This is a genomic window from Pseudomonas sp. LAM2023, from assembly GCF_016620375.1.
Lineage (GTDB): Bacteria > Pseudomonadota > Gammaproteobacteria > Pseudomonadales > Pseudomonadaceae > Aquipseudomonas > Aquipseudomonas anuradhapurensis.
Genome location: NZ_JAENHV010000029.1, coordinates 304432 through 327322, shown reverse-complemented (window position 1 = coordinate 327322; position 22891 = coordinate 304432). Strand labels below are relative to the sequence as shown.

Below are 22891 nucleotides of genomic sequence, written 5' to 3'. Positions count from 1 at the left end.
CGTTTATTTTGAAGTTTTTTGCGAGAAACTCGTTTAGCTTCAAACACTTGACTCGCTGCGATCTCTCGTAGCGGGAGGCGAATCATACAGCGTTTTGAAACGCTGTCAACCTTCATCTCGACCGCTGCCGATCATTCGATCGTAGCCCTTTCAGCTTCTTCATCACTCCTTAACTCATTGATCAATAAGGAGTTTTTCGTTCCGATGTCGCTGGAAGTGGGGCGCATTATAAGGGCATTCGAAACCGCGTCAACCTTTAATTTCAAGAAACCTTCATATCACTGAAAAACAAAGCGGGGAGGCCTACCGGCCTCCCCGCTTCTATATAGCTACACCCGCCGGCTATCACTCAGCCTTGAGGGTAACCCGCGCAAACGACTTCTTGCCCGCCTGGCACACATGCGTAGCACCCAGCGCAAACACGAAATCGCGATCAACCACCGCACCATCAACCTTCACCGCCCCCCCACTCAGCAGGTCCCGAGCCTGCGCCGAGTTCTTGACCAGGCCAGCCCGGTTCAGCACGGCAGCAATCGGCAGGCTTTCCGCCGCAGCCACTTCGACCTCCGGCAGATCTTCTGGCAACTCGCCATCCTTCATGCGGTTACCTGCTGCACGGTGGGCATTGGCCGCAGCCTCTTCGCCATGGAAGCGCGCCACGATTTCTTCCGCCAGCTTGATCTTGATATCGCGCGGGTTGGCACCATTGGCGACGTCGGCACGGAACTGCTCGATCTCCTCCATCGAGCGGAAGCTCAGCAGCTCGAAGTAACGCCACATCAAGGTATCCGGGATCGATACCAGCTTGCTGTACATCACCCCCGGTGCTTCCTGGATACCTACGTAGTTGCCCAGCGACTTGGACATCTTCTTCACACCGTCGAGCCCTTCGAGCAACGGCATGGTCACGATGTTCTGCACTTCCTGGCCATAGGCACGCTGCAACTCGCGCCCCATCAGCAGGTTGAATTTCTGGTCGGTACCACCCAGTTCGACATCGGCCTTCAGCGCCACCGAGTCGTAGCCCTGCACCAGCGGGTACAGGAACTCGTGAATGGCGATCGGCTGGCTGGTGGTGTAGCGCTTGTGGAAGTCGTCACGCTCGAGCATGCGCGCCACGGTGTACTGCGAAGCCAGGCGAATGAAGTCAGCCGGGGTCAGCTTGTCCATCCAGGTGGAGTTGAACGCGACCTCGGTCTTGGCCGGGTCGAGGATCTTGAACACCTGCTGCTTGTAGGTCTCGGCGTTCTCCAGCACCTGCTCGCGAGTCAGCGGCGGGCGGGTGGCACTCTTGCCGCTCGGGTCGCCGATCATGCCGGTGAAGTCACCGATCAGGAAGATGACCTGGTGCCCGAGGTCCTGGAACTGACGCAGCTTGTTGATCAGCACCGTGTGCCCAAGGTGCAGGTCCGGCGCGGTCGGGTCGAAGCCGGCCTTGATGCGCAGAGGCTGGCCGCGCTTGAGCTTCTCCACCAGTTCCGACTCGACCAGTACTTCTTCCGCACCGCGCTTGATAAGCGCCAGCTGCTCTTCAACCGACTTCATAGACAAACCCGCAAGGCTCAGATTCAGGGGGAGCCAACCATACAAGATCGGCCGTCAATTACAAGTTTCGCAAAGGAATGTGACCCGGGCACAGGCTTGCGGCGTCTACGCGCCCTTGCGTGAAAATGGTTTTGGTTATATTTTATACAGTTATTTCATCTTCATCATGTCATTCATCTTTTCCATTTCACCTTTTTCAAAGTCACCGTGCCCATGACCAACGAACCGCCTAAAGCGCCCCCGCTTTATCCGAAAAGCCATCTGTTGGCCGCCAGCGGCATCGCCGCCCTGCTCAGCCTGGCCCTGCTGGTGTTTCCCTCCAGCGAAGTGGAAGCCAAGAAGACCACCCTCAACCTCGAGCTGGAGAGCCCTGCCGAGCAGTTGAAGGACGAATCCCGCGCTGCGCCCCTGGTGCAGGCAGAAGGTGAGCAAGGCTCGCCATTCGCCCAGATCGAGGACGCCGCCCCCGAAACCCAGAACGCCAAGCAGGAAGACGCCCCTGCCGCAGAACCGGTCGCCGAAACCGCCAAGGAGCCCGGCCACCGTGAAGTCACAGTGGCCCGTGGCGACACGCTGTCCACCCTGTTCGCCAAGGTCGGCCTGCCGAGCAATGCAGTGCACGACCTGTTGGCCAGCAACAAGCAGGCCAAGCAGTTCAGCCAGCTCAAGCACGGCCAGGTGCTGCAGTTCGAACTCGACAAGGACGGCCAGCTGGCCAGCCTGCACAGCAAGGTCAGCAACCTTGAAACCATTCGCCTGACCAAGACCGACAAGGGCTATACCTTCAATCGCGAGATCAGCAAGCCGGTCGTGCGGACCGCCTATGCCCATGGCGTGATCAAAAGCTCGCTGTCGGCCTCGGCACAGCGCGCCGGCCTGTCCCACAGCATGACCATGGACATGGCTCGGTTGCTCGGCTATGACATCGATTTCGCCCAGGACATTCGCCCGGGCGACGAATTCGACGTGGTCTACGAGCAGAAGGTGATGGACGGCAAAGTCGTCGGCACCGGCAATATCCTCTCTGCGCGGTTCACCAACCGCGGCAAGACCTACACCGCCGTGCGCTACACCAACAAGCAGGGCAACACCAGCTACTACACCGCCGACGGCAACAGCCTGCGCAAGGCGTTCATCCGCACCCCGGTGGATTTCGCCCGCATCAGCTCGCGCTTCTCCGCAGGCCGCAAGCACCCGATCCTGAACAAGATCCGCGCGCACAAGGGTGTCGACTATGCCGCCCCTCGCGGCACCCCGATCAAGGCAGCTGGTGATGGCCGCATCGAACTGGCCGGGCGCCGTGGCGGTTACGGCAACACCGTGATCATCCAGCACGGCAACCGCTACAAGACGCTGTATGGCCACATGCAGGGCTTCGCCAAGGGCATCAAGACCGGCAGCATGGTCAAGCAAGGCCAGATCATCGGCTATATCGGTACCACCGGCCTGTCCACCGGCCCGCACCTGCACTACGAGTTCCAGGTCAACGGTGTGCACGTCGACCCGCTGAGTCAGAAAGTGCCAATGGCCGACCCGATCGCCCGCAACGAGCGCCAGCGCTTCCTGCAGCAGAGCCAGCCCCTGATTGCCCGCATGGATCAGGAAAAGGCCACCCTGCTCGCCGCGAACAAGCGCTGAGCCATGGCGCTCTACCTGGGGGTGATGTCCGGCACCAGCCTCGATGGCCTGGACATTGCCCTGATCGCACAAGGCGAGCAGCCTGAGCTGCTCGCCACCCACTACCTGCCCATGCCCGGCGACCTGCGCCAGGAGCTGCTTGCCTTGTGCAGCAGCGGCGCGGACGAGATCGCGCGCGCCGCGCTGGCAGAAAACCGCTGGGCCACGCTTGCCAGCGAAGGCATCCGCCAGCTGCTGGCCGACCAGGGGCTGCAGGCCGACGCCATCCGCGCCATTGGCAGCCATGGCCAGACCATCCGTCACGAGCCCGCGCGCGGCTTTACCGTACAAATCGGCAACCCGGCGCTGCTGGCCGAGCTTACCGGCATCAGTGTGGTCGCTGATTTCCGCCGCCGCGATGTGGCAGCCGGTGGCCAAGGTGCACCGCTGGTCCCGGCCTTCCACGAGACCTTGTTCAGCCATCTCGGGCAGCGCCTGGCCGTGCTCAACGTCGGCGGTTTCAGCAACCTCAGCCTGATCGAACACGACAAGCCGGTCCATGGCTTCGATTGTGGCCCCGGTAACGTATTGCTGGATGCCTGGATCGAGCGCAAGCGCGGCCAGGCCTATGATGCGGATGGTGCCTGGGCGGCTACCGGCAGGGTACAGGCGGACTTGCTCGACACCCTGCTGGCCGACCCGTTCTTCGCAGGCAGCGGCCCGAAGAGTACAGGCCGCGAAGTGTTCAACCTGGCCTGGCTGGATGGCCACCTCGCTCGCCTCCCTGCTTATCGCGACGAGGATGTGCAGGCGACGCTGCTGGAGCTGACCGCACGCAGCATCATCGACTCGCTGAGCAATGCCCAGCAAGGCACCGAAGCGCTGCTGGTGTGCGGTGGCGGCGCGCGCAATGGCGCCCTGATGGCGCGCCTCGGCCAACTGCTACCCGCAGCCCGGGTCGCCAGTACCGGCATCCATGGCGTTGACCCGGACTGGGTCGAGGCCATGGCGTTCGCCTGGCTGGCCCATTGCTGCCTGGAAGGTATCGCGGCCAATCGCCCCAGCGTGACAGCGGCCAAGGGCCTGCGTGTACTGGGTGCGATCTACCCGGCCTGAACACTACGCCACAATGTAAAACGCCGCGCAATTGCGCGGCGTTTTCGTATGAGCAGGGCTCAGATCGAGAACGACGAGCCGCAACCGCAGGTGGTGGTGGCATTCGGGTTCTTGATCACGAAGCGCGAGCCTTCCAGGCCTTCCTGGTAGTCCACTTCGGCGCCGGCCAGGTACTGGAAGCTCATCGGGTCGACCACCAGGGACACCCCTTCGCGCTCGACGATGGTGTCATCTTCGGCCACGTCTTCATCGAAGGTGAAGCCATACTGGAAGCCCGAGCAACCGCCACCGGTGACGAACACGCGCAGCTTCAGACGATCGTTGCCTTCTTCGGACACCAGGTTCTTCACCTTCTGCGCAGCGCCGTGGGTGAATTCCAAAGCCGTGGGGGTGAAGGTTTCGACGCTCATGTTGATTCTCCCGGCGCGGTAGCCGCCATAAAACTCGATGACGCGCATTATCCGCTTTCCCGAGAAAATCGGTCAAGAATTGTGCGGCTTTAGTCGCGACAAACAAAAAGGCCCGCACGACGCGGGCCTTTCCACCTATGGCGGCTTACGGCAACAGGCCAGCGTGGGACAGGCCCATGCGTTCGTCCAGGCCGAACAGGATGTTGAGGTTCTGCACCGCCTGGCCGGATGCGCCCTTGACCAGGTTGTCGATCACCGAAAGCACCACCACCAGGTCGCCGCCCTGTGGGCGATGAACGGCAATGCGGCAGACGTTGGCGCCGCGCACGCTGCGGGTTTCCGGGTGGCTGCCGGCCGGCATCACGTCGACGAACGGCTCGTCGGCATAGCGCTTCTCGAACAGCGCCTGCAGGTCGACCGAAGTGTCGGCAACGGTTGCGTACAGGGTGGCGTGGATGCCACGGATCATCGGCGTCAGGTGCGGCACGAAGGTCAGGCCGATGTCTTTGCCAGCCGCCAGGCGCAGGCCCTGGCTGATTTCCGGGAGGTGGCGATGGCCCTTGACTGCATAGGCCTTCATGCTCTCGCCGGCTTCGCAGAACAGCGAGCCCACCGCCGCACCACGGCCAGCACCACTGACCCCGGACTTGCAGTCGGCAATCAGGCGCGACGGGTCGGCCAGGCCTGCCTCCAGCAGCGGCAGGAAGCCCAGCTGGGTAGCGGTCGGGTAGCAGCCCGGCACGGCGATCAGGCGTGCCTGGCGGATCTTCTCACGGTTGACTTCAGGCAGGCCGTAAACCGCGTCCTTGAGCAGCTCCGGTGCGCCGTGCGGCTGGCCGTACCACTTGCCCCACTCGGCGGCGTCCTGCAAACGGAAGTCGGCCGACAGGTCGATCACCTTGGTACCGGCCGCCAGCAGTTCACCGGCCAGTGCATGGGCGACGCCGTGCGGTGTGGCGAAGAACACCACGTCACAGGCCGCCAGGGTCTTGCTGTCGGGCACGCTGAATGCCAGCCCGTCATAATGGCCGCGCAGGTTCGGGTACATGTCCGCCACCGCCACGCCCGCCTCGGAGCGCGAAGTGATGACCGCCACTTCGGCCTGTGGATGCTGTGCCAGCAGACGCAACAGTTCGACGCCGGTGTAACCCGTGCCGCCGACGATACCGACCTTGATCATAACGCTTGCCCCTTATCAACGAGCCGTCTGGAAAGCGCACGATAATAGGGGCGCAAGGCGCCTGTAACAACTCTTCGGATGACCCTTCGGGCGCTTGACCACTACTATCTGACGACCGTGAATACCTGAAGGAACTCCCCCATGCTTTACCTATGGATCAAAGCGCTGCACATCGTCAGCGTGGTCTGCTGGTTCGCCGGCCTGTTCTACCTGCCGCGGCTGTTCGTCTACCACGCCCAGAGCCAGGACAGCATCAGCCAGGAACGCTTCGTGACCATGGAACGCAAGCTTTTCCGCGGCATCATGAACCCGGCGATGATCGCCACCTACGTGTTCGGCGGATGGATGCTGTACCTCACCCCGGGCTGGCTCAGCCAGGGCTGGCTGCATGCCAAGCTGACCCTGGTCATCCTGCTGACCGTCTACCATCACATGTGCGGCGCCCAGCGCAAACGCTTCGCCAGCGGCAGCAATACCCGCAGCCACGTCTACTATCGTTGGTTCAACGAAGTGCCCGTGCTGTTCCTGCTGGGCATCGTGATCCTGGTGGTGGTCAAGCCGTTCTGACACCGCCCGCCGCTCAAGGAGCCTCGCCATGGCGCTACCCGCCTCGCTCGAACAACGCCTGCGCCTGCCAGTGGTTGCCGCACCGATGTTCCTGATTTCCAACCCCAGGCTGGTGCTGGCGTGCTGCGCCGCTGGCATAGTCGGCAGCTTCCCGGCCCTGAACCAGCGCGACAGCGGCGGTTTCAAGGCCTGGCTGGAGGAGATCGAGAACGGCCTGGGGCAACTGCCGGCGCCAGCCCCGTATGCCGTGAACCTGATCGTTCATTCGACCAACCCGCGCCTGCAGGCCGACCTGGCGTTGTGCGTGGAACACCGCGTGCCGATCGTCATCACCAGCCTGGGCGCGGTGAAGGAAGTGGTCGATGCCGTGCACGGCTACGGCGGCCTGGTATTCCACGATGTCACCACCCGCCGCCATGCCGAAAAGGCCGCCGAGGCCGGAGTCGATGGGCTGATCGCGGTGGCCGCAGGCGCAGGCGGCCATGCCGGCACCTGGAGCCCGTTCGCCCTGGTCGCGGAAATTCGCCAGTTCTTCGACAAGACCTTGCTGTTGGCCGGCTGCCTCAACCATGGCCACGAGATCCTGGCGGCACAGATGCTCGGCGCTGACCTGGCCTACATGGGCACCCGTTTCATCGCCACGGCCGAAAGCCAGGCCCAGGATGCCTACAAGCAGATGCTGCTCGATGCCCATGCCGCCGACATCATCCACACTCCGGCAGTGTCCGGCGTGCCTGCCAGCTTTCTGCGCGCGAGCCTGGAGCAGGCCGGCTACGACCTGGACGCCCTCAAGCGCGGCCACGAGCAAGGCAAGCTCAAGCCGATACACGACGAAGCCAAGGCCTGGAAGACCGTGTGGTCGGCGGGCCAGGGTGTCGGCGGTATCGACGACCTGCCGGATGCCGGTGCGCTGATCGAACGGCTCTACCACGAATACCGGGATGCCGTGCAGCGCTGCCAGGCCCTGGGGCATCGCGGCTCGTAGCAAAAGGCAACACCTGCCCCGGCCAAGCTGTACACTAGGCGCCTCTTCAGCCCCCAGGAGCCTTGCATGACCCGTTACGCCATGATCACTGGTGCTTCCAGCGGCCTGGGCCTGGCCCTGGCGGAAGCGCTGGCGCGGCGCGGGCGCAACCTGATCCTGGTGGCACGCCAGCGTGAAACGCTGGAGCCAGTGGCCATCGAGCTTACCCAGCGCTTTGGCGTGGAAGTGCTGTTCCGCGCCTGCGACCTCAGCCAGCCTCTGCGCCTGTCGGGCTTTGTGCTGGAACTGGAAGAAGGTGAGCGGCGTATCGACCTGCTGGTCAATTGTGCCGGCCTGCGTACCTACGGCCCATTCCTGGCTCATGAATGGGCCGACGAGCAGGACCTGCTGGAAGTCAACGTGTTGGCGCTGAGCCGCCTGTGCCACGCCATCGGCAACCTGATGGCGGTACAGGGTGGCGGGCAGATCCTCAACGTCGCCGGCCTGGCCGGCGTGGCGCCGGGACCGTGGATGGCCGCCTATGCCGCCAGCAAGGCCTATGTATTGAGCTTCTCGCAGGCCCTGCGCGAAGAACTCAAGCGTACCGGTATCAAGGTGTCGGTGCTGTGCCCGGGCCCGGTGCGCTCTGCGCGTCGGCGCATCCCACGGCTCGATGGCAAGCCACGCTGCCTCAGCCCGGAGGAAGTGGCGCTGTACACCGTGCGCGCGCTCGACAAGAACCGCGCGCTGATCATGCCCGGCCGACGCAACCGCTGGCTGGCGTTCGCCCCGCGCCTGCTGCCCCGCTGGCTGGTGCGCAAGCTGGCCGGCGTCATCCATCGCCGCTACTGCCCGCTCGGCATGGAATAGCCACTGGGCGAGCGGCGCCTGGCTGAGTACACTCGGCCCGACCCTCACCATGGAGCAAGTGCTGTGGACGATTTATTCCTCAAAATCATCAACCGGGAAATCCCGGCGGATATCATCTACGAAGATGACCAGATCCTGGCCTTCAAGGATATTGCACCCGCGGCCCCCGTACATTTTCTGGTCATCCCGAAAAAGCACATCCGTACGCTCAACGACCTGACCGAAGAGGACAAGGCACTGGCCGGCCACATCCTGTTCACCGCCCAGCGCCTGGCCGTCGAGCAAGGCTGCGAGGAAGGCTTCCGCGTGGTCATGAACTGCAACCCGAAAGGCGGCCAGACCGTGTACCACATCCACATGCACGTGCTTGGCCAGCGCCAGATGCACTGGCCACCGGGCTGATCCACGGCAAGCCACCCTGCCACTATTGCGGTAAACTGTCGGGCACATTCTTGCGGAGGTGCCCGATGGCTACCGAACGTCACTACTCGCCGCTCGACCGCTTGTTGCTGCAGGCCGATACCGCCATGCGCACCTTGCTGCCCTTCAGCGGCCAACCCGCCCGCCCCTCGCCGGCTATCGTGCAGCCGGACATCGACCTGGACGAGCAGCAGGCCCGCCACGTTGCCGGGCTGATGCGCATCAACCACACCGGTGAAGTCTGTGCCCAGGCGCTGTATCAGGGCCAGGCCCTGACCGCCAAGCTGCCCGAAGTACGCAAGGCCATGGAGCACGCCGCCGAGGAAGAAGTGGACCACCTGGCCTGGTGCGAACAGCGTATCCGCCAGCTGAACAGCCACCCCAGCGTGCTCAACCCGCTGTTCTACGGCATGTCGTTCGGTATCGGCGCACTCGCCGGGCTGGTCAGCGACAAGGTCAGCCTGGGCTTCGTCGCTGCCACCGAGCACCAGGTGTGCAAGCACCTCGACGAACACCTGGAACAGATCCCGCAGGAAGACGAAAAGTCCCGGGCCATCCTCGAACAGATGCGTATCGATGAAGAACAGCACGCCGATTCTGCACTGGCCGCCGGCGGTTATCGCTTCCCCGCCCCGGTCCGCTTTGGCATGAGCCTGTTGGCCAAGGTCATGACCAAGAGCACCTACCGTATCTGAAGGCATTAGCATGACGGATCGTTTCGACGCCAAGGACCTGGCGCGCGCCGTGCACGCCGGCATTCTCCAACCTGGCCAGGACCAGGCCCTTGTGGCCTTCCTGCGCCAGCAGTCGGCACCACGCGGCAGTTTCCAGCTGGCTCACGTGGCCTTCTACTTCGGCGCCATGCTGATCATGGCGGCCATGGGCTGGCTGCTCACCGAAGCCTGGATGAGCATTGGCGACTGGGCACTGCTGGCCATCGCCAGCCTTTATATCCTGTTGCTCACGTTGTTCGCCGTTAACCTGCAACATCGCGCCCAGCCGGTCGCTGCCGGAGTGCTGGCGGCGGTCGCGGTCAGCATCGTGCCGCTGGCGGTATTCGCCGTCGAACGCCTGGCCGGCTGGTGGCCACTGGACGATGTGCAGGCTGACTATCACCAGTACTACACCTATGTGCAGGGCGGCTGGCTGGCAATGGAAGCGGCCACGGTAGTCGCCGGGCTGCTGATGCTGAGGCTGATCCCCTACCCGTTCATCGTCATGCCGGTTGCCGTGGCCTTGTGGTTCATGTCGATGGACCTGAGCGAATGGTTCTTCGGCTCGCCGTTCAGCTGGGAGCAACGCCGCGAAGTGTCGTTGTGGTTCGGGCTGGGCTTGCTGGCTGTATTCATCGTGGTCGACGGTCGCACACGCGAGGACTACGCGCATTGGGGCTATCTGGCCGGGCTGGCGGCGTTCTGGGGCGGGATGACGCTGATGGACAGCGGCAGCGAGCTGGGCAAGGCCATGTACTGCCTGATCAATATCGCGCTCATGGGCATGGCGGTACTGCTGCGCCGGCCGGTGTTCATGGTATTTGGCGCATTAGGGGTAGCGGCTTACCTCGGCTACCTGTCGTATGAGGTGTTTGCCGAGTCACTCCTGTTCCCGGTGGTGGTCACCTTGATCGGGCTCGGGGTGATCGGACTGGGCCTGGCTTACCAGAAGCGGCGGGAGCAACTGAGCAAGGTGATGCGGGGTTGGCTGCCTGAATGGGTGCTGGCTGCATTGCCTGCGCTTCGCAGCTGATAGTGTTGGCGCCGCTTGGCGCCCCATCGCCGGCAAGCCAGCTCCCGCAGGTGCCGCGCGGGCCTGAGCCTGCCGCATTTGGGGAAGCTGGCTTGCCGGCGATGGGCTGCGCAGCAGCCCAGGAACCGTGGCTTCAACCCAGCTCTACGATTTCATAGCCGTGGCTGATTTCGACCCCGGCACGCTCCAGCATGATCGAAGCCGAGCAGTACTTCTCTGCCGACAGCTCCACCGCACGCTTGACCTGCGCCTCTTTCAGCCCGCGCCCTTTCACCACGAAGTTCATATGAATCTTGGTGAACACCTTCGGGTCTTCGCCTGCACGCTCGGCCTCGAGGAACGCCTCGCAGCTTTCCACCGCCTGCCGCGACTTTTTCAGAATGCTCACCACGTCGAAGCTGCTGCAGCCACCCAGGCCCAGCAACAGCATCTCCATCGGTCGCACACCCAGGTTGCGGCCGCCGGCCTCGGGCGGGCCGTCCATCACGACGACGTGGCCGCTCCCCGATTCGCCGAGGAACATTGCCTCACCGGCCCACTGGATACGTGCCTTCATCTACCCGGACTCCTGATTTTGGGAAAAGGGTGTCAGCTTAGACCTTGTATGGCTGTGGGAAAAGTACGTGTCCTGTCGGTTTATTACCGAAACATCCTGTAGTGTCTGATAAGCTGGCGCCAATTGACTGGCGCCTGTCGCCAGCTGCCCTTTGAAAAAGCCAATGCGTCGCATCGAACAGGATTTCGTGATGGTTGCCTCTGCCTTACCCGCCAAGATAAAGAACATCGACAGACTGCTGGTGCACTGCCAGCGCCGCCGCTATCCCGCCAAGAGCAATATCATCTGCGCCGGCGACCGGGCCGAAACACTGTCATTCATCATCAAAGGCTCGGTGACCATCCTCATCGAGGACGACGAAGGCCATGAAATGATCATCGCCTACCTGAATAGCGGCGATTTCTTTGGCGAACTGGGCCTGTTCGAGCCCGCCAATAGCGAGCAGCACCGCAGTGCCTGGGTGCGCGCGAAAAGCGAATGCGAAGTGGCCGAGATCAGTTACGAGAAATTTCGCGAACTGGCACGCCAGGACCCGGAGATTCTCTACGCGCTGGGCAGCCAGATGGCCCAGCGCCTGCGCAACACCACCCGCAAGGTCGGCGACCTGGCGTTCTTCGACGTCACCGGGCGGGTTGCCCGTTGCCTGCTCGACCTGTGCAAGCAACCTGACGCCATGACCCACCCCGACGGCATGCAGATAAAGATCACCCGCCAAGAGATCGGCCGCATCGTCGGCTGCTCGCGGGAAATGGTCGGCCGCGTCCTCAAGGACCTCGAAGAACGCAGCCTGGTGCAGGTCAAAGGCAAGACCATGGTGGTCTACGGCACGCGCTAATCGCTGGGCAGGTCCGCCAGCACCTTGGCATAGGCCTGCGACAGGCGCTCGAACCAGGGCGCCTCGGGCGCCACTTCATGCAAGGCGATGTGTGCGTCGGCACGGCAGCGCTGGTCCAGTTCGCAGCACTCGTTGAAGCGGTTCACCGCTGCCACCATCGACTCGCGCTCGTTGTCCAGCAGCAGCGCACCATGCACCAGCACTACCGGGCGCTTGCCGCCCAGCCCCTGGCGCCAGCGTTGTGCGGTGCCCACCAGTTTGCGGCCATTGAGGTTGACGTTGTAGCGGCCGTCGCAGAAGGCCCCGTCGATCTCACCCACCGAGGCCACGCCGCCCCACTCGCGCAGCACGTCGCACAGCGGCAGGCACAGGCGCTCGTATGCGTTTTCGATACGGCCATGGTCACCTTCGCTGCGGGGGGCGACATAGACCAGTGCAACGTTTACCGTCGCATGCGACTGCGGCACGGGCTCGCCGCCGGTTTCGCGCAGCAGCACCGGCCAGCCGGCAATCGCCAGCTCCGCACAGGCGGCTTCGAAATTATCCAGGCGGCTCATGCGCCGCGGCATGACCAGGGCGTGGTCGGTAGGACGCCAGAACAGTACGCCACTGTCGCGCTCGCCGCGGCACACGGCGGCCAACAACTCCTGTTCGGCGTGCAGGCCTTGTTCGACAGTCAGGGCCAGGGGTTGATCGGTCATTGATCCACCTTTGATGTTGTTTTTCAGGGGCTCTTCGCGGCGGCTCGACACGCCCGCGAAGAGCCTATTGCAGGCATACAAAAAAGCCGGCATTGACGCCGGCTTGGTTTCGATCAGTCCAGTTGCTGAACAGTCTTCTTCACCTGTTCCGGGAAGAACAACCGCTGCAGCTCGAGCCCAGGCTGTTCGGCACGCATGAACGCCTCACCGACCAGGAACGAATAGACCTCGTTGATTTCCATCAGCTCCACATCGGCGCGGTTCAGGATACCGCTCTCGGTAACAGCCAGGCGATCACGCGGAATGCGCGGCAGCAGGTCAAGGGTGGTTTCCAGGCTGACCTCGAAGGTGTGCAGGTTGCGGTTGTTGACCCCCACCAGCGGTGTATCCAGGGTGTTCAACGCGCGCTCCAGCTCATCGCCATCGTGCACTTCCACCAGCACGTCAAGGCCGACGTCCTTCGCCGTGGCCGCCAGCTCGGCCATCTTCACGTCATCCAGTGCCGCCACGATCAGCAGCACGCAGTCTGCGCCCAAGGCCCGGGCTTCGACGATCTGGTACGGGTCGACCATGAAATCCTTGCGGATCACCGGCAGCGAAACTGCCGCGCGGGCCTGCTGCAGATAGGCATCGGCACCTTGGAAATAATCCACATCGGTCAGCACCGACAGGCAGGTCGCCCCGCCTTTTTCGTAGCTGACGGCGATTTCCGCCGGCACGAAATGCTCGCGGATCACACCCTTGCTCGGCGAGGCCTTCTTGATTTCGGCAATCACAGCCGGCTGTTTGCGCCTGGCCTGTTCGATCAACGCCTTGGCAAAGCCACGCGGGGCGTCGGCCACCTTTGCCAGCGCTTCCAGTTCAGCAAGACTGACGCGCGCACTGCGCTCGGCCACTTCCTGGAACTTGCGGGCAATGATCCTTTCCAGCACCGTCGGCACACTCATGCTTCGTTCTCCACCTTGAATACTGCAGTAAAGGCACCCAGTTCCTGCAGCTTCTCCCAGGCCAGCCCGGTGTGCAGTACGTCGTGGGCCAGTTCCACACCGGCCTTCAGGCTCATGGCATGGTCAGCGGCATACAGCGCTGCGCCGGCATTGAGCACGATCATTTCGGCGGCCTTCTGGCCGTTCTCGGTCTTGCGCCGCCCCAGCGCGTCGCGGATCAGCTCCAGCGACGCCTGCGGGTTCTCGACCGCCAGGCCGTGCAGGCTCTGGCTCTTCATGCCAAGGTCTTCCGGCTCGACCCAGTATTCAGTGATCTCGCCGTTTTTCAGTTCGGCGACGAAGGTGGGCGCAGCCAGGCTGAACTCATCCAGGCCGTCCTTCGAGTGCACCACCAGCACGTGCTTGCTGCCCAGACGTTGCAGTACCTCGGCCAACGGGCGGCACAGGGCCTGGGTGAACACCCCAACCACCTGATGCTTCACTCCGGCCGGATTCGTAAGCGGGCCGAGCATATTGAACAGGGTACGCAACCCCAGGTCGCGGCGCGGGCCAGCGGCATGCTTCATGGCACTGTGATGGCTTTGAGCGAACATGAAGCCGATGCCCAGGCTGTCGATGCAGCGAGCCACCTGGGTGGGTGTAAGGTTCAGATAGATGCCTGCCGCCTCCAGCAGGTCGGCACTGCCGCTCTTGCCCGAAACCGCGCGGTTACCATGCTTGGCCACGGTGCAACCTGCCGCTGCCAGAACGAACGACGAAGCGGTGGAGACGTTGAAGATGTTGGCACCATCGCCGCCGGTGCCGACGATATCGACCACGCCATCGAGGCTTTGCAGCTCGACCTTGTCAGCCAGTTCACGCATCACCGATACCGCACCGACGATTTCGTCGATGCTTTCGCTTTTCATGCGCATGCCCATCAGGAAGGCACCGATCTGCGCTTCGCTGCATTGGCCAGTCATGATCTGGCGCATGACGTCGCGCATTTCTTCGGTGGAAAGGTCCAGGTGGCCGACGATACGGCTTAACGCGCTCTTGATATCCATGGTCAATCCTTAGCGGCGGCCGCCGGTCTGCTTGAGGAAGTTGGCGAACAGCTCGTGGCCCTGTTCGGTAAGGATCGATTCAGGGTGGAACTGCACCCCTTCGATATTCAAGGTCTTGTGGCGCAGGCCCATGATTTCGTCGACCGAACCATCAGCGTGGGCGGTCCAGGCCGTCACTTCCAGGCACTCGGGCAATGTCTCGCGCTTGACCACCAGGGAATGGTAGCGGGTCACGGTCAGGGGGTTGTTGAGGCCGGCGAACACGCCAAGGTCACGGTGGTGGACCGGGCTGGTCTTGCCATGCATCACCTGGCGGGCACGCACCACGTCACCGCCAAAGGCCTGGCCGATCGACTGGTGGCCCAGGCATACCCCGAGAATCGGCAGCTTGCCGGCAAAGTGCAGGATGGCCTCGATGGACACACCCGCCTCGCTCGGCGTGCATGGCCCTGGGGAAACGACGATGCGTTCGGGGTTCAGGGCTTCGATCTGGGCGATGGTCATTTCGTCGTTGCGAATGACCTTGACCTCGGCACCCAGCTCGCCAAGGTATTGAACGACGTTGTAAGTGAATGAGTCGTAATTGTCGATCATCAGTAACATCGGGTTAAACCTCTTGAATCTACTGACTTCAGAATTCGAACCTTCCTGCGCCAGCCAACAGGCGCAGCTTTGCCACAAGGGGCGGTAGACAGGAAGGCAAACGGGGACGGGCCGGGCGGGCCGGCAGGAGATAAAGTCAGGCGCGCCAACGCCAACGGGCGTGGGCCTTGATTACGCGCATCAAGAGTTTGCTGACGATCAACACAGGATAGGTCTCGCTCATACGTCACGGCACAGTAGCCTACCGGGGCGACGGGCGCAATATGCCCGTAAACACGGGGAAACGAATGGACTTGGGAGGGATGCCCTGCGATTTGCTAAGGTCGATCGGGTTGTCCAGATAAAAACAAAGAAAAGGATGTTCTCTGATGCGAAAAGCTGCGTTCGTACGTTTTACCGTCGCCTCACTGGCATTGGCCTGCAGCCAGGCTTTCGCTGCACCTTCGCCCTACTCGTCCATGATCGTGTTTGGCGACAGCCTGAGTGATTCCGGGCAGTTCGGTGGCATACGCTTCACCAACCGCGATGCCAATGGCAACTATGCGCCCGTTTCCCCCATGATCCTGGGTGGGCGCCTGGGCGTTAACCCGGCAGAGCTTGGCCCTTCCACTTCGCCGCTCAACCCGGCCCTCGGGCTGCCTGACGGCAACAATTGGGCGGTAGGCGGCTACACCACCCAACAGATCCTGGATTCGATCACCACCACGTCCGAGGTCGTCATCCCGCCCGGGCGCCCCGGTGCCGGGCTGGTGCTGCGTGACAAACCGGGCTACCTGGCCAATGGCCTGCGCGCCGACCCCAACGCGCTGTACTACCTGACCGGCGGTGGCAATGACTTCCTGCAAGGGTTGATCAGCAGCCCCACCGACGCGGTGGCCGCCGGTGCCCGCCTGGCCGCCAGCGCCCAGGCCCTGCAACAAGGTGGCGCCCGCTACATCATGGTCTGGCTGCTACCCGACCTCGGCCAAACCCCCAACTTCAGTGGCACGCCCGAGCAAAACCAGCTGTCGCTGCTGTCTGGCGCGTTCAACCAGGCGTTGCTCGGCCAGCTGGGGCAGATCGATGCCGAAATCATTCCGCTCAACATTCCCGTGCTGCTGAGTGAAGCGCTGGCTGATCCCAGCCAGTATGGCCTGGCCAGTGGCCAGAACCTGGTCGGCACCTGCTACAGCGGCGAAGGCTGCGTGGAGAACCCGGTGTATGGCATCAATGGCAGCGCGCCAGACCCTACCAAGCTGCTGTTCAACGACTCGGTGCACCCGACCATCGCCGGTCAGCAACTGATTGCCGACTACGCCTATTCGATCCTCGCAGCCCCCTGGGAGCTGACCCTGCTACCGGAAATGGCCCACGCTAGCCTGCGCGCCCACCAGGACGAACTGCGCAACCAGTGGCAGACGCCCTGGCAGGCGGTTGGCCAATGGCAGGCCTTCGTCTCCACCGGTGCCCAGGACCTGGACTTCGATGAGCAAAGCAGCGCGGCCAGCGGAGATGGCCGCGGCTACAACCTGACGCTGGGCGGCAGCTATCGGTTGAACGACGCCTGGCGCCTGGGCCTGGCCGGCGGCGTGTATCGGCAGAAGCTGGAAGCCGGCGAACAGGACTCGGACTACAAGCTGGACAGCTACCTGGCCAGCGCCTTCGCCCAATACCGCCAGGACCGCTGGTGGGCCGATGCTGCGCTGACTGCCGGGCACCTGGACTACAGCGATCTGAAGCGTACCTTCGCCCTTGGCGTGAACGACCGCAGCGAAAAGGGTGATACCGACGGCGAGGCCTGGGCGATGTCGGGGCGACTGGGCTACAACCTCGCAGCCGAGAGCAGCAGCTGGCAGCTGGCGCCGTTCATCAGCGCCGACTATGCGCGGGTAAAGGTGGATGGCTATGACGAGAAGAGCGGGCGCTCGACGGCGCTGGGCTTCGATGATCAGGAGCGCACGTCACGTCGGCTGGGCGTGGGGTTGCTGGGCAGCGTGCAGGTTTCATCAGGCACCCGGCTGTTCGCCGAGTTGGCACAGGAGCATGAGTTTGAAGATGACCAGCAGGATGTGACGATGCACCTGACCAGTCTGCCGGCGAATGACTTCACCCTGACCGGGTATACGCCACACAGCGACCTGACCCGGGCCAGCCTTGGGGTGAGCCATGAGGTGGTAGCGGGGGTGCACCTGCGTGGGAACTACAACTGGCGCAAGAGTGATGAGCTGACGCAACAGGGGGTTAGCCTGGGGGTTAGTATCGACTTCTAGATTGCCGGGGCCGCCTTGCGGCCCATCGCGACACAAGGCCGCTCCTACAGGGGACGCGTGACCCGAAGGAAACGTGATCGCCGGTAGGGGCGGCCTTGTGTCGCGAAAGGGCTGCACGGCAGCCCCTGGGGCCAGAGCTACTTAGCCGAGGTCTGCTCTGCCAACGCCACCGCACGGAACATCGCCCGGCGCTTGTTGATGGTTTCTTCCCACTCCAGCGCTGGCACCGAGTCGGCAACGATGCCGCCACCAGCCTGCACATGCAGCTCGCCGTCCTTGATCACAGCGGTACGGATGGCAATCGCGGTATCCATGTTGCCATTCCAGGCAAAGTAACCGACCGCCCCGCCGTAGACCCCGCGCTTGACCGGCTCCAGTTCGTCGATGATCTCCATCGCGCGAATCTTCGGCGCCCCGGAAAGCGTACCGGCCGGCAGGATAGCCCGCAGCGCATCCATCGCCGTCAGCCCTTCACGCAGCTGGCCGGTGACGTTGGACACGATGTGCATCACATTGGAATAGCGCTCGATCACCATCTTCTCGGTCAGGCGCACGCTACCGGTGGAAGACACACGGCCGACATCGTTGCGGCCCAGGTCGATCAGCATCAGGTGCTCGGCGATCTCCTTGTCATCCGACAGCAGATCGTCTTCCAACGCGCGGTCGGCCTCTTCGGTGGCACCACGCGGGCGGGTACCGGCAATCGGGCGAACGGTGACCAGGTTGTCCTCGACCCGCACCAGCACTTCGGGCGAACTGCCGACTACGTGGAAGTCGCCAAAGTTGAAGAAGTACATGTACGGCGTGGGGTTGAAGCAGCGCAGCGCGCGATAGAGGTCGATGGGCGCGGCGTTAAAGTCGATCGACATGCGCTGCGATGGCACCACCTGCATGCAGTCGCCGGCCAGGATGTATTCCTTGATACGGCCAACGGCGTTCTCGTAGTCCTCACGGGTGTAGCTGGAACGGAACGCCGGCTCGGCGGCCTGCGGGCCGCTCAGGTCCAGGCCACGGCGTGGCGTGATCGGCTGGCGCAGGGTTTCCAGCAACCCTTGCAGACGCGCCTGGCCGCGTTCGAATGCCTGCTCTTCAGCCGGGTCGACCAGCACGATGGCGTGCATCTTGCCCGCCAGGTTGTCGAACACCACCACCGCGTCCGACACCATCAACAGGATATCCGGCACACCCAACGGGTCTGGGTTGGGGCTGGCTCCCAGGCGTTTTTCCACGTAGCGCACGCAGTCATAGCCGAAGTAACCGACCAGGCCGCCGTTGAAGCGCGGCAGGCCAGGGATGTCGGCGACCTTGTAACGGTCCTTGAAGGTTTCGACGAAGGCCAGCGGGTCTTCGACGTCGTGGCTTTCCACCTCCACGCCATCTTGCAGGATGCTGACGTGGTAACCGTGTACACGCATCACCGTGCGCGACGGCAGGCCGATCATCGAGTAGCGACCCCACTTCTCGCCGCCCTGCACCGATTCGAGCAGGTACGAGTTGGGCTGGTCGGCCAGTTTCAGGTAGATCGACAGCGGTGTGTCGAAGTCGGCCAGGGTTTCGCAGGCCAGGGGAATGCGGTTATAGCCGGCAGCGGCCAGGCGCAGGAATTCTTCGCGGGTCATGGGTAGCCTCGTGGCAAGCAGCAATAAGTCAGGCAAACGGACGGGCCGGCACGCGCCGGCAGGCAGAAGTCAGGCGCGCCAACGCCAACGGGCCAGGGCCTTGATGACTTTCATCCAGAACTTGCCAGTAACCGCCACGGTGGAGTCTCTGTCTTGTGAGGCTTGAAGGTCCGCCAACGTTATCCCAGTGGCCAGGTCTGCGCAACCAGGCAGCAGTGCACGTAGGTCATCGATCACCAGGCTGGGGCATTCGTCGTGGATCGGCCGGCCATGGTTATAGCCGTAGCTCAGGCCCACGCACTGCACACCAGCTGCCTTGGCGGCCAGCACATCACTGCGCGAGTCACCGACGAACAGCGACTGCTGCGGGGTGACGCCGGCCATCTGCATGACGAACAGCAGCGCCGCCGGGTCCGGTTTTTTTTGTGGCAGGGTGTCGCCGCCGATGATCCAGCGGAAGTACTTGCCGATCTTCATCTGGTCCAGCAGCGGGCCGACGAAGCGCTCGGGCTTGTTGGTGATCAGCGCCATCTCCACGCCCCGCTTGTGCAGCCAGCGCAGGGTGTCCTGCACGCCGGGGTAGACCACGGTCAGTTCGTGGCTTTCGGCATAGGCGTCCATGAACAGCGCCAGCGCCTTTTCGGCCAACGCGTCGTCCACGGCGGCATGTTCGATGTCGCCGGCCAGCGCCCGGCGCACCAGCACCTGGGCGCCGTTACCCACCCAGTGGCGCACCGCCGCAAGGCCAGCGGGCGGGCGCCCCAGTTCGAGCAGCATGCGGTCCACGGCGGCAGCCAGATCTGGCACGGAGTCGATCAGGGTACCGTCCAGATCGAACATCACCAGCCTGGGCAGCGTCCCCGGGAACAGCTGCTCGAAGCCGCTCATGGGCGCGCCTGAGCCAGTTCGGCGCGCATCCTGGCGATGACTTCCTGGTAGTCCGGGGCGTTGAAGATCGCCGAACCGGCCACGAAAGTGTCGGCGCCAGCGGCAGCGATCTCGCGGATGTTGTTGACGTTGACGCCTCCGTCGATTTCCAGGCGGATATCACGGCCACTGGCATCGATCAGCGCACGCGCCTCACGCAGCTTGTCGAGGGTGCCGGGGATGAACTTCTGCCCGCCAAAGCCCGGGTTGACGCTCATCAGCAGCACCATGTCGATCTTGTCCATCACGTACTTCAGGGCATCCAGGCTGGTGGCCGGGTTGAACACCAGGCCGGCCTTGCAGCCACCGTCCTTGATCAGTTGCAAGGAGCGGTCGATGTGCTGCGAGGCTTCTGGATGGAAGGTGATGTAGGTGGCGCCGGCTTCGATGAAGTCGCCGATGATGCGGTCGACCGGGCTGACCATCAGGTGCACGTCGATCGGGGCGGTGACGCCATACTTGCGCAGGGCGCTGCAGACCATCGGACCAATGGTCAGGTTGGGGACGTAGTGGTTGTCCATGACATCGAAATGGACGATGTCGGCACCCGCCGCCAATACCTTGTCGACGTCCTCGCCCAGACGGGCGAAATCGGCGGAGAGAATGGAGGGGGCAATAGCGTAGGGCTGCATGGCGCACCTGTTGGCAGAATCACGGTGGCGCGCATTGTAACCCAGGCAAGCGGATGAGGGCTGATTGGTATCAACGGGTTTCGACCAGCTGTTTCAACCTGAACTGGTCTCTTCGCGGGCACGCCCGCTCCCACAGGTACCCCACAAGGCCCAAGGGCAGTGGAAATCCTGTGGGAGCGGGCGTGCCCGCGAAGAGGCCAGTTCAGACAACTGACAATCAGGCCGGTTGCTGGGTCCTCAGCTTCTCGCTACGCCCACGCAACCACTCCAGGGTCAGCAGCAGTATCACCGAGAAGGCGATCAACAAGGTGGCCGCCGCCGCAATCGTCGGGCTCAGGTTTTCGCGGATGCCACTGAACATCTGCCGTGGCAGGGTCGCCTGTTCCGGGCCGGCGAGGAACAGTGTTACCACTACCTCGTCGAACGACGTGGCAAAGGCGAACAACGCCCCCGAGATGACCCCGGGCGCGATCAGCGGCAGGGTCACCCGGCGGAAGGTCAGCAGCGGCGAGGCGCCCAGGCTGGCCGCCGCGCGCACCAGGTTGTAATTGAAGCCTTGCAGGGTCGCCGACACGGTAATGATGACGAACGGTACCCCCAGCACCGCGTGCACCAGGATCAGCGAAGTGAAGCTGTTGCCCATGCCAAGCGGGGCGAAGAACAGGTAGCTGGCCACACCGATGATCACCACCGGCACCACCATCGGCGAAATCACCAGCGCCATCACCAGCGACTTGCCCGGGAAATCGCCACGGGTGAGGCCGATCGCCGCCAGGGTACCGAACACCATGGCCAGCACCGTGGCCGCCGGGGCGACGATAATGCTGTTCTTCAAGGCGCGCATCCATTCGGCCGAGCCGAAGAAGTCCTGGTACCAGTGCAGCGAGAAGCCCTGCAACGGGTACACCAGGAAGCTGCCACTGTTGAACGACAGCGGCACGATCACCAGCACCGGCAGAATGAGGAACAGCAGGACCAGACCGCAAAGAATACGCAGGCTGTAGAACCACACCCGCTCCACGGGCGACATGTAAGGGCTCAGCATGACAAGGCTCCTCAGCTCAGGCGCAGGCGGCTGGCGCCGACCAGCCAGCTATAGATCAGGTACAACAGCACGGTCGCCAGCAGCAACAGCCCGCCCAGCGCGGTGGCCATGCCCCAGTTGATGCTGGTGTTGGTGTAGAAGGCGACGAAGTAGCTGACCATCTGGTCGTTCGGGCTGCCCAGCAAGGCCGGGGTGATGTAGTAGCCGATGGCCAGAATGAACACCAGCAGGCAACCCGCGCCTACACCGGCGTAGGTCTGCGGGAAGTACACCCGCCAGAAGCTGGCGAACGGGTGGCAGCCCAGCGAGATCGCCGCGCGCATGTAGCTGGGCGAAATGCCCTTCATCACGCTGTACAGCGGCAGGATCATGAACGGCAGCAGGATGTGCACCATCGAGATGTACACGCCGGTGCGGTTGAACACCAGTTCCAGTGGCTGGTCGATGATGCCCATGGCCATCAGCGCGCTGTTGATCAGGCCACCGGACTGCAACAGCACGATCCACGCGGCCACTCGCACCAGGATCGAAGTCCAGAACGGCAGCAGCACCAGGATCATCAGCAGGTTGCTCTGCCGGGTCGGCAGGTTGGCCAGCAGGTAGGCCAACGGGTAGGCCAGCACCAGGCAGATGGCAGTAATCACCACCCCCATCCACAGGGTGCGGGCGAAGATGTCCAGATAGATGGCCTGGTCAGGGGTGGCCTTGGCCAGTTCGCCAAGGTCGTCGATACGATGGTCGAGCGAAGCCAGCAGGTAGAACGAGGTCACCGTGCTGGTGTTGCGGCGGATCGCCTGCCAGTAGGCCGGGTCACCCCAACGCTCGTCGAGTGCCTGCAAGGCATCTTTATAGGAAGCGGGTTCGCTCTTGAATGGCAGCGCCCGCGCGGTCTTGGCCAACAGGCTGCGATAGCCGGCCAGCTCCATGTTCAGGCGCTTGGACAGGTCGCCCAGGGTCTGGTTCTTGCGCGATTCGGCCAGGTCCTGGCTCAGCGCCTTGTAGACATCCTCGCCCGGCAGGCTCTTGCCGTCCCACTGGGTGATGACTTCCACCGTACGCGGCAGCCCGCCAACCACTTCCGGGTTGCCGACGCTCTTGTACAGCAATGCCGCGATCGGCACCAGGAACACCAGCAGGAGAAACAGCGCCAGCGGCGCGATCAACGCCTGCGCCTTCCAGCGGTTGACCCGCTCGGCGTGCTTGAGGCGCTGCTTGAGACTTGGACCTGCGCCTTCGTTGAGGGGCACTGCAATGGCCATGGCGAACTCCGCAATACAGGCTGAAATAGGGGCCGCC

The 22891-nt window shown here is 63.2% G+C and carries 23 protein-coding genes; 10 read left to right on the top strand and 13 right to left on the bottom strand.

The features are described from left to right. Positions 1-345: 345 nt before the first annotated feature. On the bottom strand, positions 346-1545 hold the full coding sequence (gene tyrS, locus JKP78_RS19795; RefSeq protein WP_186690110.1) for a tyrosine--tRNA ligase: 1200 nt from the start codon (positions 1543-1545) through the stop codon (positions 346-348). 213 nt (positions 1546-1758) lie between these two features. Here tyrS and JKP78_RS19790 point away from each other — a divergent pair, with 213 nt between their 5' ends. Together JKP78_RS19790 and JKP78_RS19785 are read left to right on the top strand one after the other, a co-directional pair. Then, positions 1759-3183 carry a peptidoglycan DD-metalloendopeptidase family protein gene (locus JKP78_RS19790; protein ID WP_200627319.1) on the top strand — a complete coding sequence of 475 codons (1425 nt, stop codon included), beginning with the start codon at positions 1759-1761 and terminating at the stop codon, positions 3181-3183. Positions 3184-3186: 3 nt separating this feature from the next. Further along, entirely contained in the window at positions 3187-4278 is a 1092-nt protein-coding gene (locus JKP78_RS19785) for an anhydro-N-acetylmuramic acid kinase (RefSeq protein WP_186690114.1), read from the top strand. Positions 4279-4337: 59 nt separating this feature from the next. Here JKP78_RS19785 and erpA read toward each other — a convergent pair whose 3' ends face one another. Both erpA and argC read right to left on the bottom strand, forming a co-directional pair. Further along, positions 4338-4688 carry an iron-sulfur cluster insertion protein ErpA gene (gene erpA / locus JKP78_RS19780; protein ID WP_170027979.1) on the bottom strand — a complete coding sequence of 117 codons (351 nt, stop codon included), beginning with the start codon at positions 4686-4688 and terminating at the stop codon, positions 4338-4340. Positions 4689-4833: 145 nt separating this feature from the next. Then, a complete protein-coding gene (gene argC, locus JKP78_RS19775) occupies positions 4834-5868 on the bottom strand; it encodes an N-acetyl-gamma-glutamyl-phosphate reductase (RefSeq protein WP_025337480.1) in 1035 nt (344 codons plus the stop codon). Positions 5869-6009: 141 nt separating this feature from the next. Here argC and hemJ point away from each other — a divergent pair, with 141 nt between their 5' ends. The 6 genes from hemJ (at position 6010) to JKP78_RS19745 (ending at position 10435) form a co-directional block, all read left to right on the top strand. Continuing rightward, the gene (gene hemJ, locus JKP78_RS19770) at positions 6010-6435 is read left to right on the top strand and encodes a protoporphyrinogen oxidase HemJ (RefSeq protein ID WP_186690116.1); all 426 of its coding nucleotides are present in this window, start codon (positions 6010-6012) and stop codon (positions 6433-6435) included. 28 nt (positions 6436-6463) lie between these two features. Beyond that, positions 6464-7420, top strand: a complete 957-nt coding sequence (locus JKP78_RS19765; protein WP_170027977.1) for an NAD(P)H-dependent flavin oxidoreductase — start codon at positions 6464-6466, stop codon at positions 7418-7420. A gap of 66 nt (positions 7421-7486) precedes the next feature. Then, complete coding sequence (locus JKP78_RS19760; protein ID WP_170027976.1) at positions 7487-8269, top strand: SDR family NAD(P)-dependent oxidoreductase; 783 nt, start codon at positions 7487-7489, stop codon at positions 8267-8269. A 63-nt stretch (positions 8270-8332) separates the two neighbouring features. Next, a complete protein-coding gene (locus JKP78_RS19755; protein WP_011531867.1) occupies positions 8333-8671 on the top strand; it encodes a histidine triad nucleotide-binding protein in 339 nt (112 codons plus the stop codon). A 65-nt stretch (positions 8672-8736) separates the two neighbouring features. Further along, the gene (gene coq7 / locus JKP78_RS19750) at positions 8737-9384 is read left to right on the top strand and encodes a 2-polyprenyl-3-methyl-6-methoxy-1,4-benzoquinone monooxygenase (RefSeq protein ID WP_186690118.1); all 648 of its coding nucleotides are present in this window, start codon (positions 8737-8739) and stop codon (positions 9382-9384) included. Positions 9385-9394: 10 nt separating this feature from the next. Then, the gene (locus tag JKP78_RS19745; RefSeq protein WP_186690120.1) at positions 9395-10435 is read left to right on the top strand and encodes a DUF2157 domain-containing protein; all 1041 of its coding nucleotides are present in this window, start codon (positions 9395-9397) and stop codon (positions 10433-10435) included. Positions 10436-10568: 133 nt separating this feature from the next. On the opposite strand, the gene JKP78_RS19740 is transcribed toward JKP78_RS19745, so the two are convergent. Continuing rightward, positions 10569-10991, bottom strand: coding sequence for an OsmC family protein (locus JKP78_RS19740; protein ID WP_170027973.1), 423 nt, complete (start codon positions 10989-10991; stop codon positions 10569-10571). Between the two features lie 190 nt (positions 10992-11181). On the opposite strand from JKP78_RS19740, the gene crp reads away from it, so the two are divergent. Beyond that, positions 11182-11826 carry a cAMP-activated global transcriptional regulator CRP gene (gene crp, locus JKP78_RS19735; RefSeq protein WP_170027972.1) on the top strand — a complete coding sequence of 215 codons (645 nt, stop codon included), beginning with the start codon at positions 11182-11184 and terminating at the stop codon, positions 11824-11826. Here the strand turns inward: crp and JKP78_RS19730 are convergent. From JKP78_RS19730 to JKP78_RS19715, 4 genes are all read right to left on the bottom strand, one after another. Then, positions 11823-12527 (bottom strand): lipoate--protein ligase family protein, encoded by a 705-nt coding sequence (locus JKP78_RS19730; protein WP_170027971.1) that lies wholly within the window; start codon positions 12525-12527, stop codon positions 11823-11825. The genes crp and JKP78_RS19730 overlap by 4 nt on opposite strands. A gap of 113 nt (positions 12528-12640) precedes the next feature. Further along, on the bottom strand, positions 12641-13474 hold the full coding sequence (trpC, locus tag JKP78_RS19725) for an indole-3-glycerol phosphate synthase TrpC (protein ID WP_200627316.1): 834 nt from the start codon (positions 13472-13474) through the stop codon (positions 12641-12643). Continuing rightward, complete coding sequence (gene trpD / locus JKP78_RS19720; RefSeq protein ID WP_170027969.1) at positions 13471-14520, bottom strand: anthranilate phosphoribosyltransferase; 1050 nt, start codon at positions 14518-14520, stop codon at positions 13471-13473. Before trpD ends, trpC begins: the two co-directional genes overlap by 4 nt. Positions 14521-14529: 9 nt before the next feature. Next, positions 14530-15123 (bottom strand): aminodeoxychorismate/anthranilate synthase component II, encoded by a 594-nt coding sequence (locus JKP78_RS19715; protein WP_003259809.1) that lies wholly within the window; start codon positions 15121-15123, stop codon positions 14530-14532. Positions 15124-15491: 368 nt separating this feature from the next. Here JKP78_RS19715 and estP point away from each other — a divergent pair, with 368 nt between their 5' ends. Continuing rightward, positions 15492-17372 (top strand): esterase EstP, encoded by a 1881-nt coding sequence (estP, locus tag JKP78_RS19710; protein ID WP_200627314.1) that lies wholly within the window; start codon positions 15492-15494, stop codon positions 17370-17372. 137 nt (positions 17373-17509) lie between these two features. On the opposite strand, the gene trpE is transcribed toward estP, so the two are convergent. The 5 genes from trpE to JKP78_RS19685 all read right to left on the bottom strand — a co-directional run bounded on the left by trpE (position 17510) and on the right by JKP78_RS19685 (position 22854). Then, positions 17510-18991 carry an anthranilate synthase component I gene (gene trpE / locus JKP78_RS19705; RefSeq protein ID WP_170027967.1) on the bottom strand — a complete coding sequence of 494 codons (1482 nt, stop codon included), beginning with the start codon at positions 18989-18991 and terminating at the stop codon, positions 17510-17512. A 69-nt stretch (positions 18992-19060) separates the two neighbouring features. After that, complete coding sequence (locus JKP78_RS19700; protein WP_200627312.1) at positions 19061-19879, bottom strand: phosphoglycolate phosphatase; 819 nt, start codon at positions 19877-19879, stop codon at positions 19061-19063. Further along, positions 19876-20550 (bottom strand): ribulose-phosphate 3-epimerase, encoded by a 675-nt coding sequence (gene rpe, locus JKP78_RS19695; protein ID WP_170027965.1) that lies wholly within the window; start codon positions 20548-20550, stop codon positions 19876-19878. Before rpe ends, JKP78_RS19700 begins: the two co-directional genes overlap by 4 nt. A 217-nt stretch (positions 20551-20767) precedes the next feature. Then, positions 20768-21595 (bottom strand): ABC transporter permease, encoded by an 828-nt coding sequence (locus JKP78_RS19690; RefSeq protein ID WP_170027964.1) that lies wholly within the window; start codon positions 21593-21595, stop codon positions 20768-20770. 11 nt (positions 21596-21606) lie between these two features. Then, positions 21607-22854, bottom strand: a complete 1248-nt coding sequence (locus JKP78_RS19685) for an ABC transporter permease (protein ID WP_200627310.1) — start codon at positions 22852-22854, stop codon at positions 21607-21609. Between the last annotated feature and the right edge of the window lie 37 nt (positions 22855-22891).

Coding starts and splice junctions, on each gene's coding strand:
- tyrS (WP_186690110.1), bottom strand. CDS start 1,545: ATGAAGTCGGTTGAAGAGCAGCTGGCGCTTATCAAGCGCGGTGCGGAA.
- JKP78_RS19790 (WP_200627319.1), top strand. CDS start 1,759: ATGACCAACGAACCGCCTAAAGCGCCCCCGCTTTATCCGAAAAGCCAT.
- JKP78_RS19785 (WP_186690114.1), top strand. CDS start 3,187: ATGGCGCTCTACCTGGGGGTGATGTCCGGCACCAGCCTCGATGGCCTG.
- erpA (WP_170027979.1), bottom strand. CDS start 4,688: ATGAGCGTCGAAACCTTCACCCCCACGGCTTTGGAATTCACCCACGGC.
- argC (WP_025337480.1), bottom strand. CDS start 5,868: ATGATCAAGGTCGGTATCGTCGGCGGCACGGGTTACACCGGCGTCGAA.
- hemJ (WP_186690116.1), top strand. CDS start 6,010: ATGCTTTACCTATGGATCAAAGCGCTGCACATCGTCAGCGTGGTCTGC.
- JKP78_RS19765 (WP_170027977.1), top strand. CDS start 6,464: ATGGCGCTACCCGCCTCGCTCGAACAACGCCTGCGCCTGCCAGTGGTT.
- JKP78_RS19760 (WP_170027976.1), top strand. CDS start 7,487: ATGACCCGTTACGCCATGATCACTGGTGCTTCCAGCGGCCTGGGCCTG.
- coq7 (WP_186690118.1), top strand. CDS start 8,737: ATGGCTACCGAACGTCACTACTCGCCGCTCGACCGCTTGTTGCTGCAG.
- JKP78_RS19745 (WP_186690120.1), top strand. CDS start 9,395: ATGACGGATCGTTTCGACGCCAAGGACCTGGCGCGCGCCGTGCACGCC.
- JKP78_RS19740 (WP_170027973.1), bottom strand. CDS start 10,991: ATGAAGGCACGTATCCAGTGGGCCGGTGAGGCAATGTTCCTCGGCGAA.
- crp (WP_170027972.1), top strand. CDS start 11,182: ATGGTTGCCTCTGCCTTACCCGCCAAGATAAAGAACATCGACAGACTG.
- JKP78_RS19730 (WP_170027971.1), bottom strand. CDS start 12,527: ATGACCGATCAACCCCTGGCCCTGACTGTCGAACAAGGCCTGCACGCC.
- trpC (WP_200627316.1), bottom strand. CDS start 13,474: ATGAGTGTGCCGACGGTGCTGGAAAGGATCATTGCCCGCAAGTTCCAG.
- trpD (WP_170027969.1), bottom strand. CDS start 14,520: ATGGATATCAAGAGCGCGTTAAGCCGTATCGTCGGCCACCTGGACCTT.
- JKP78_RS19715 (WP_003259809.1), bottom strand. CDS start 15,123: ATGTTACTGATGATCGACAATTACGACTCATTCACTTACAACGTCGTT.
- estP (WP_200627314.1), top strand. CDS start 15,492: ATGCGAAAAGCTGCGTTCGTACGTTTTACCGTCGCCTCACTGGCATTG.
- trpE (WP_170027967.1), bottom strand. CDS start 18,991: ATGACCCGCGAAGAATTCCTGCGCCTGGCCGCTGCCGGCTATAACCGC.
- JKP78_RS19700 (WP_200627312.1), bottom strand. CDS start 19,879: ATGAGCGGCTTCGAGCAGCTGTTCCCGGGGACGCTGCCCAGGCTGGTG.
- rpe (WP_170027965.1), bottom strand. CDS start 20,550: ATGCAGCCCTACGCTATTGCCCCCTCCATTCTCTCCGCCGATTTCGCC.
- JKP78_RS19690 (WP_170027964.1), bottom strand. CDS start 21,595: ATGCTGAGCCCTTACATGTCGCCCGTGGAGCGGGTGTGGTTCTACAGC.
- JKP78_RS19685 (WP_200627310.1), bottom strand. CDS start 22,854: ATGGCCATTGCAGTGCCCCTCAACGAAGGCGCAGGTCCAAGTCTCAAG.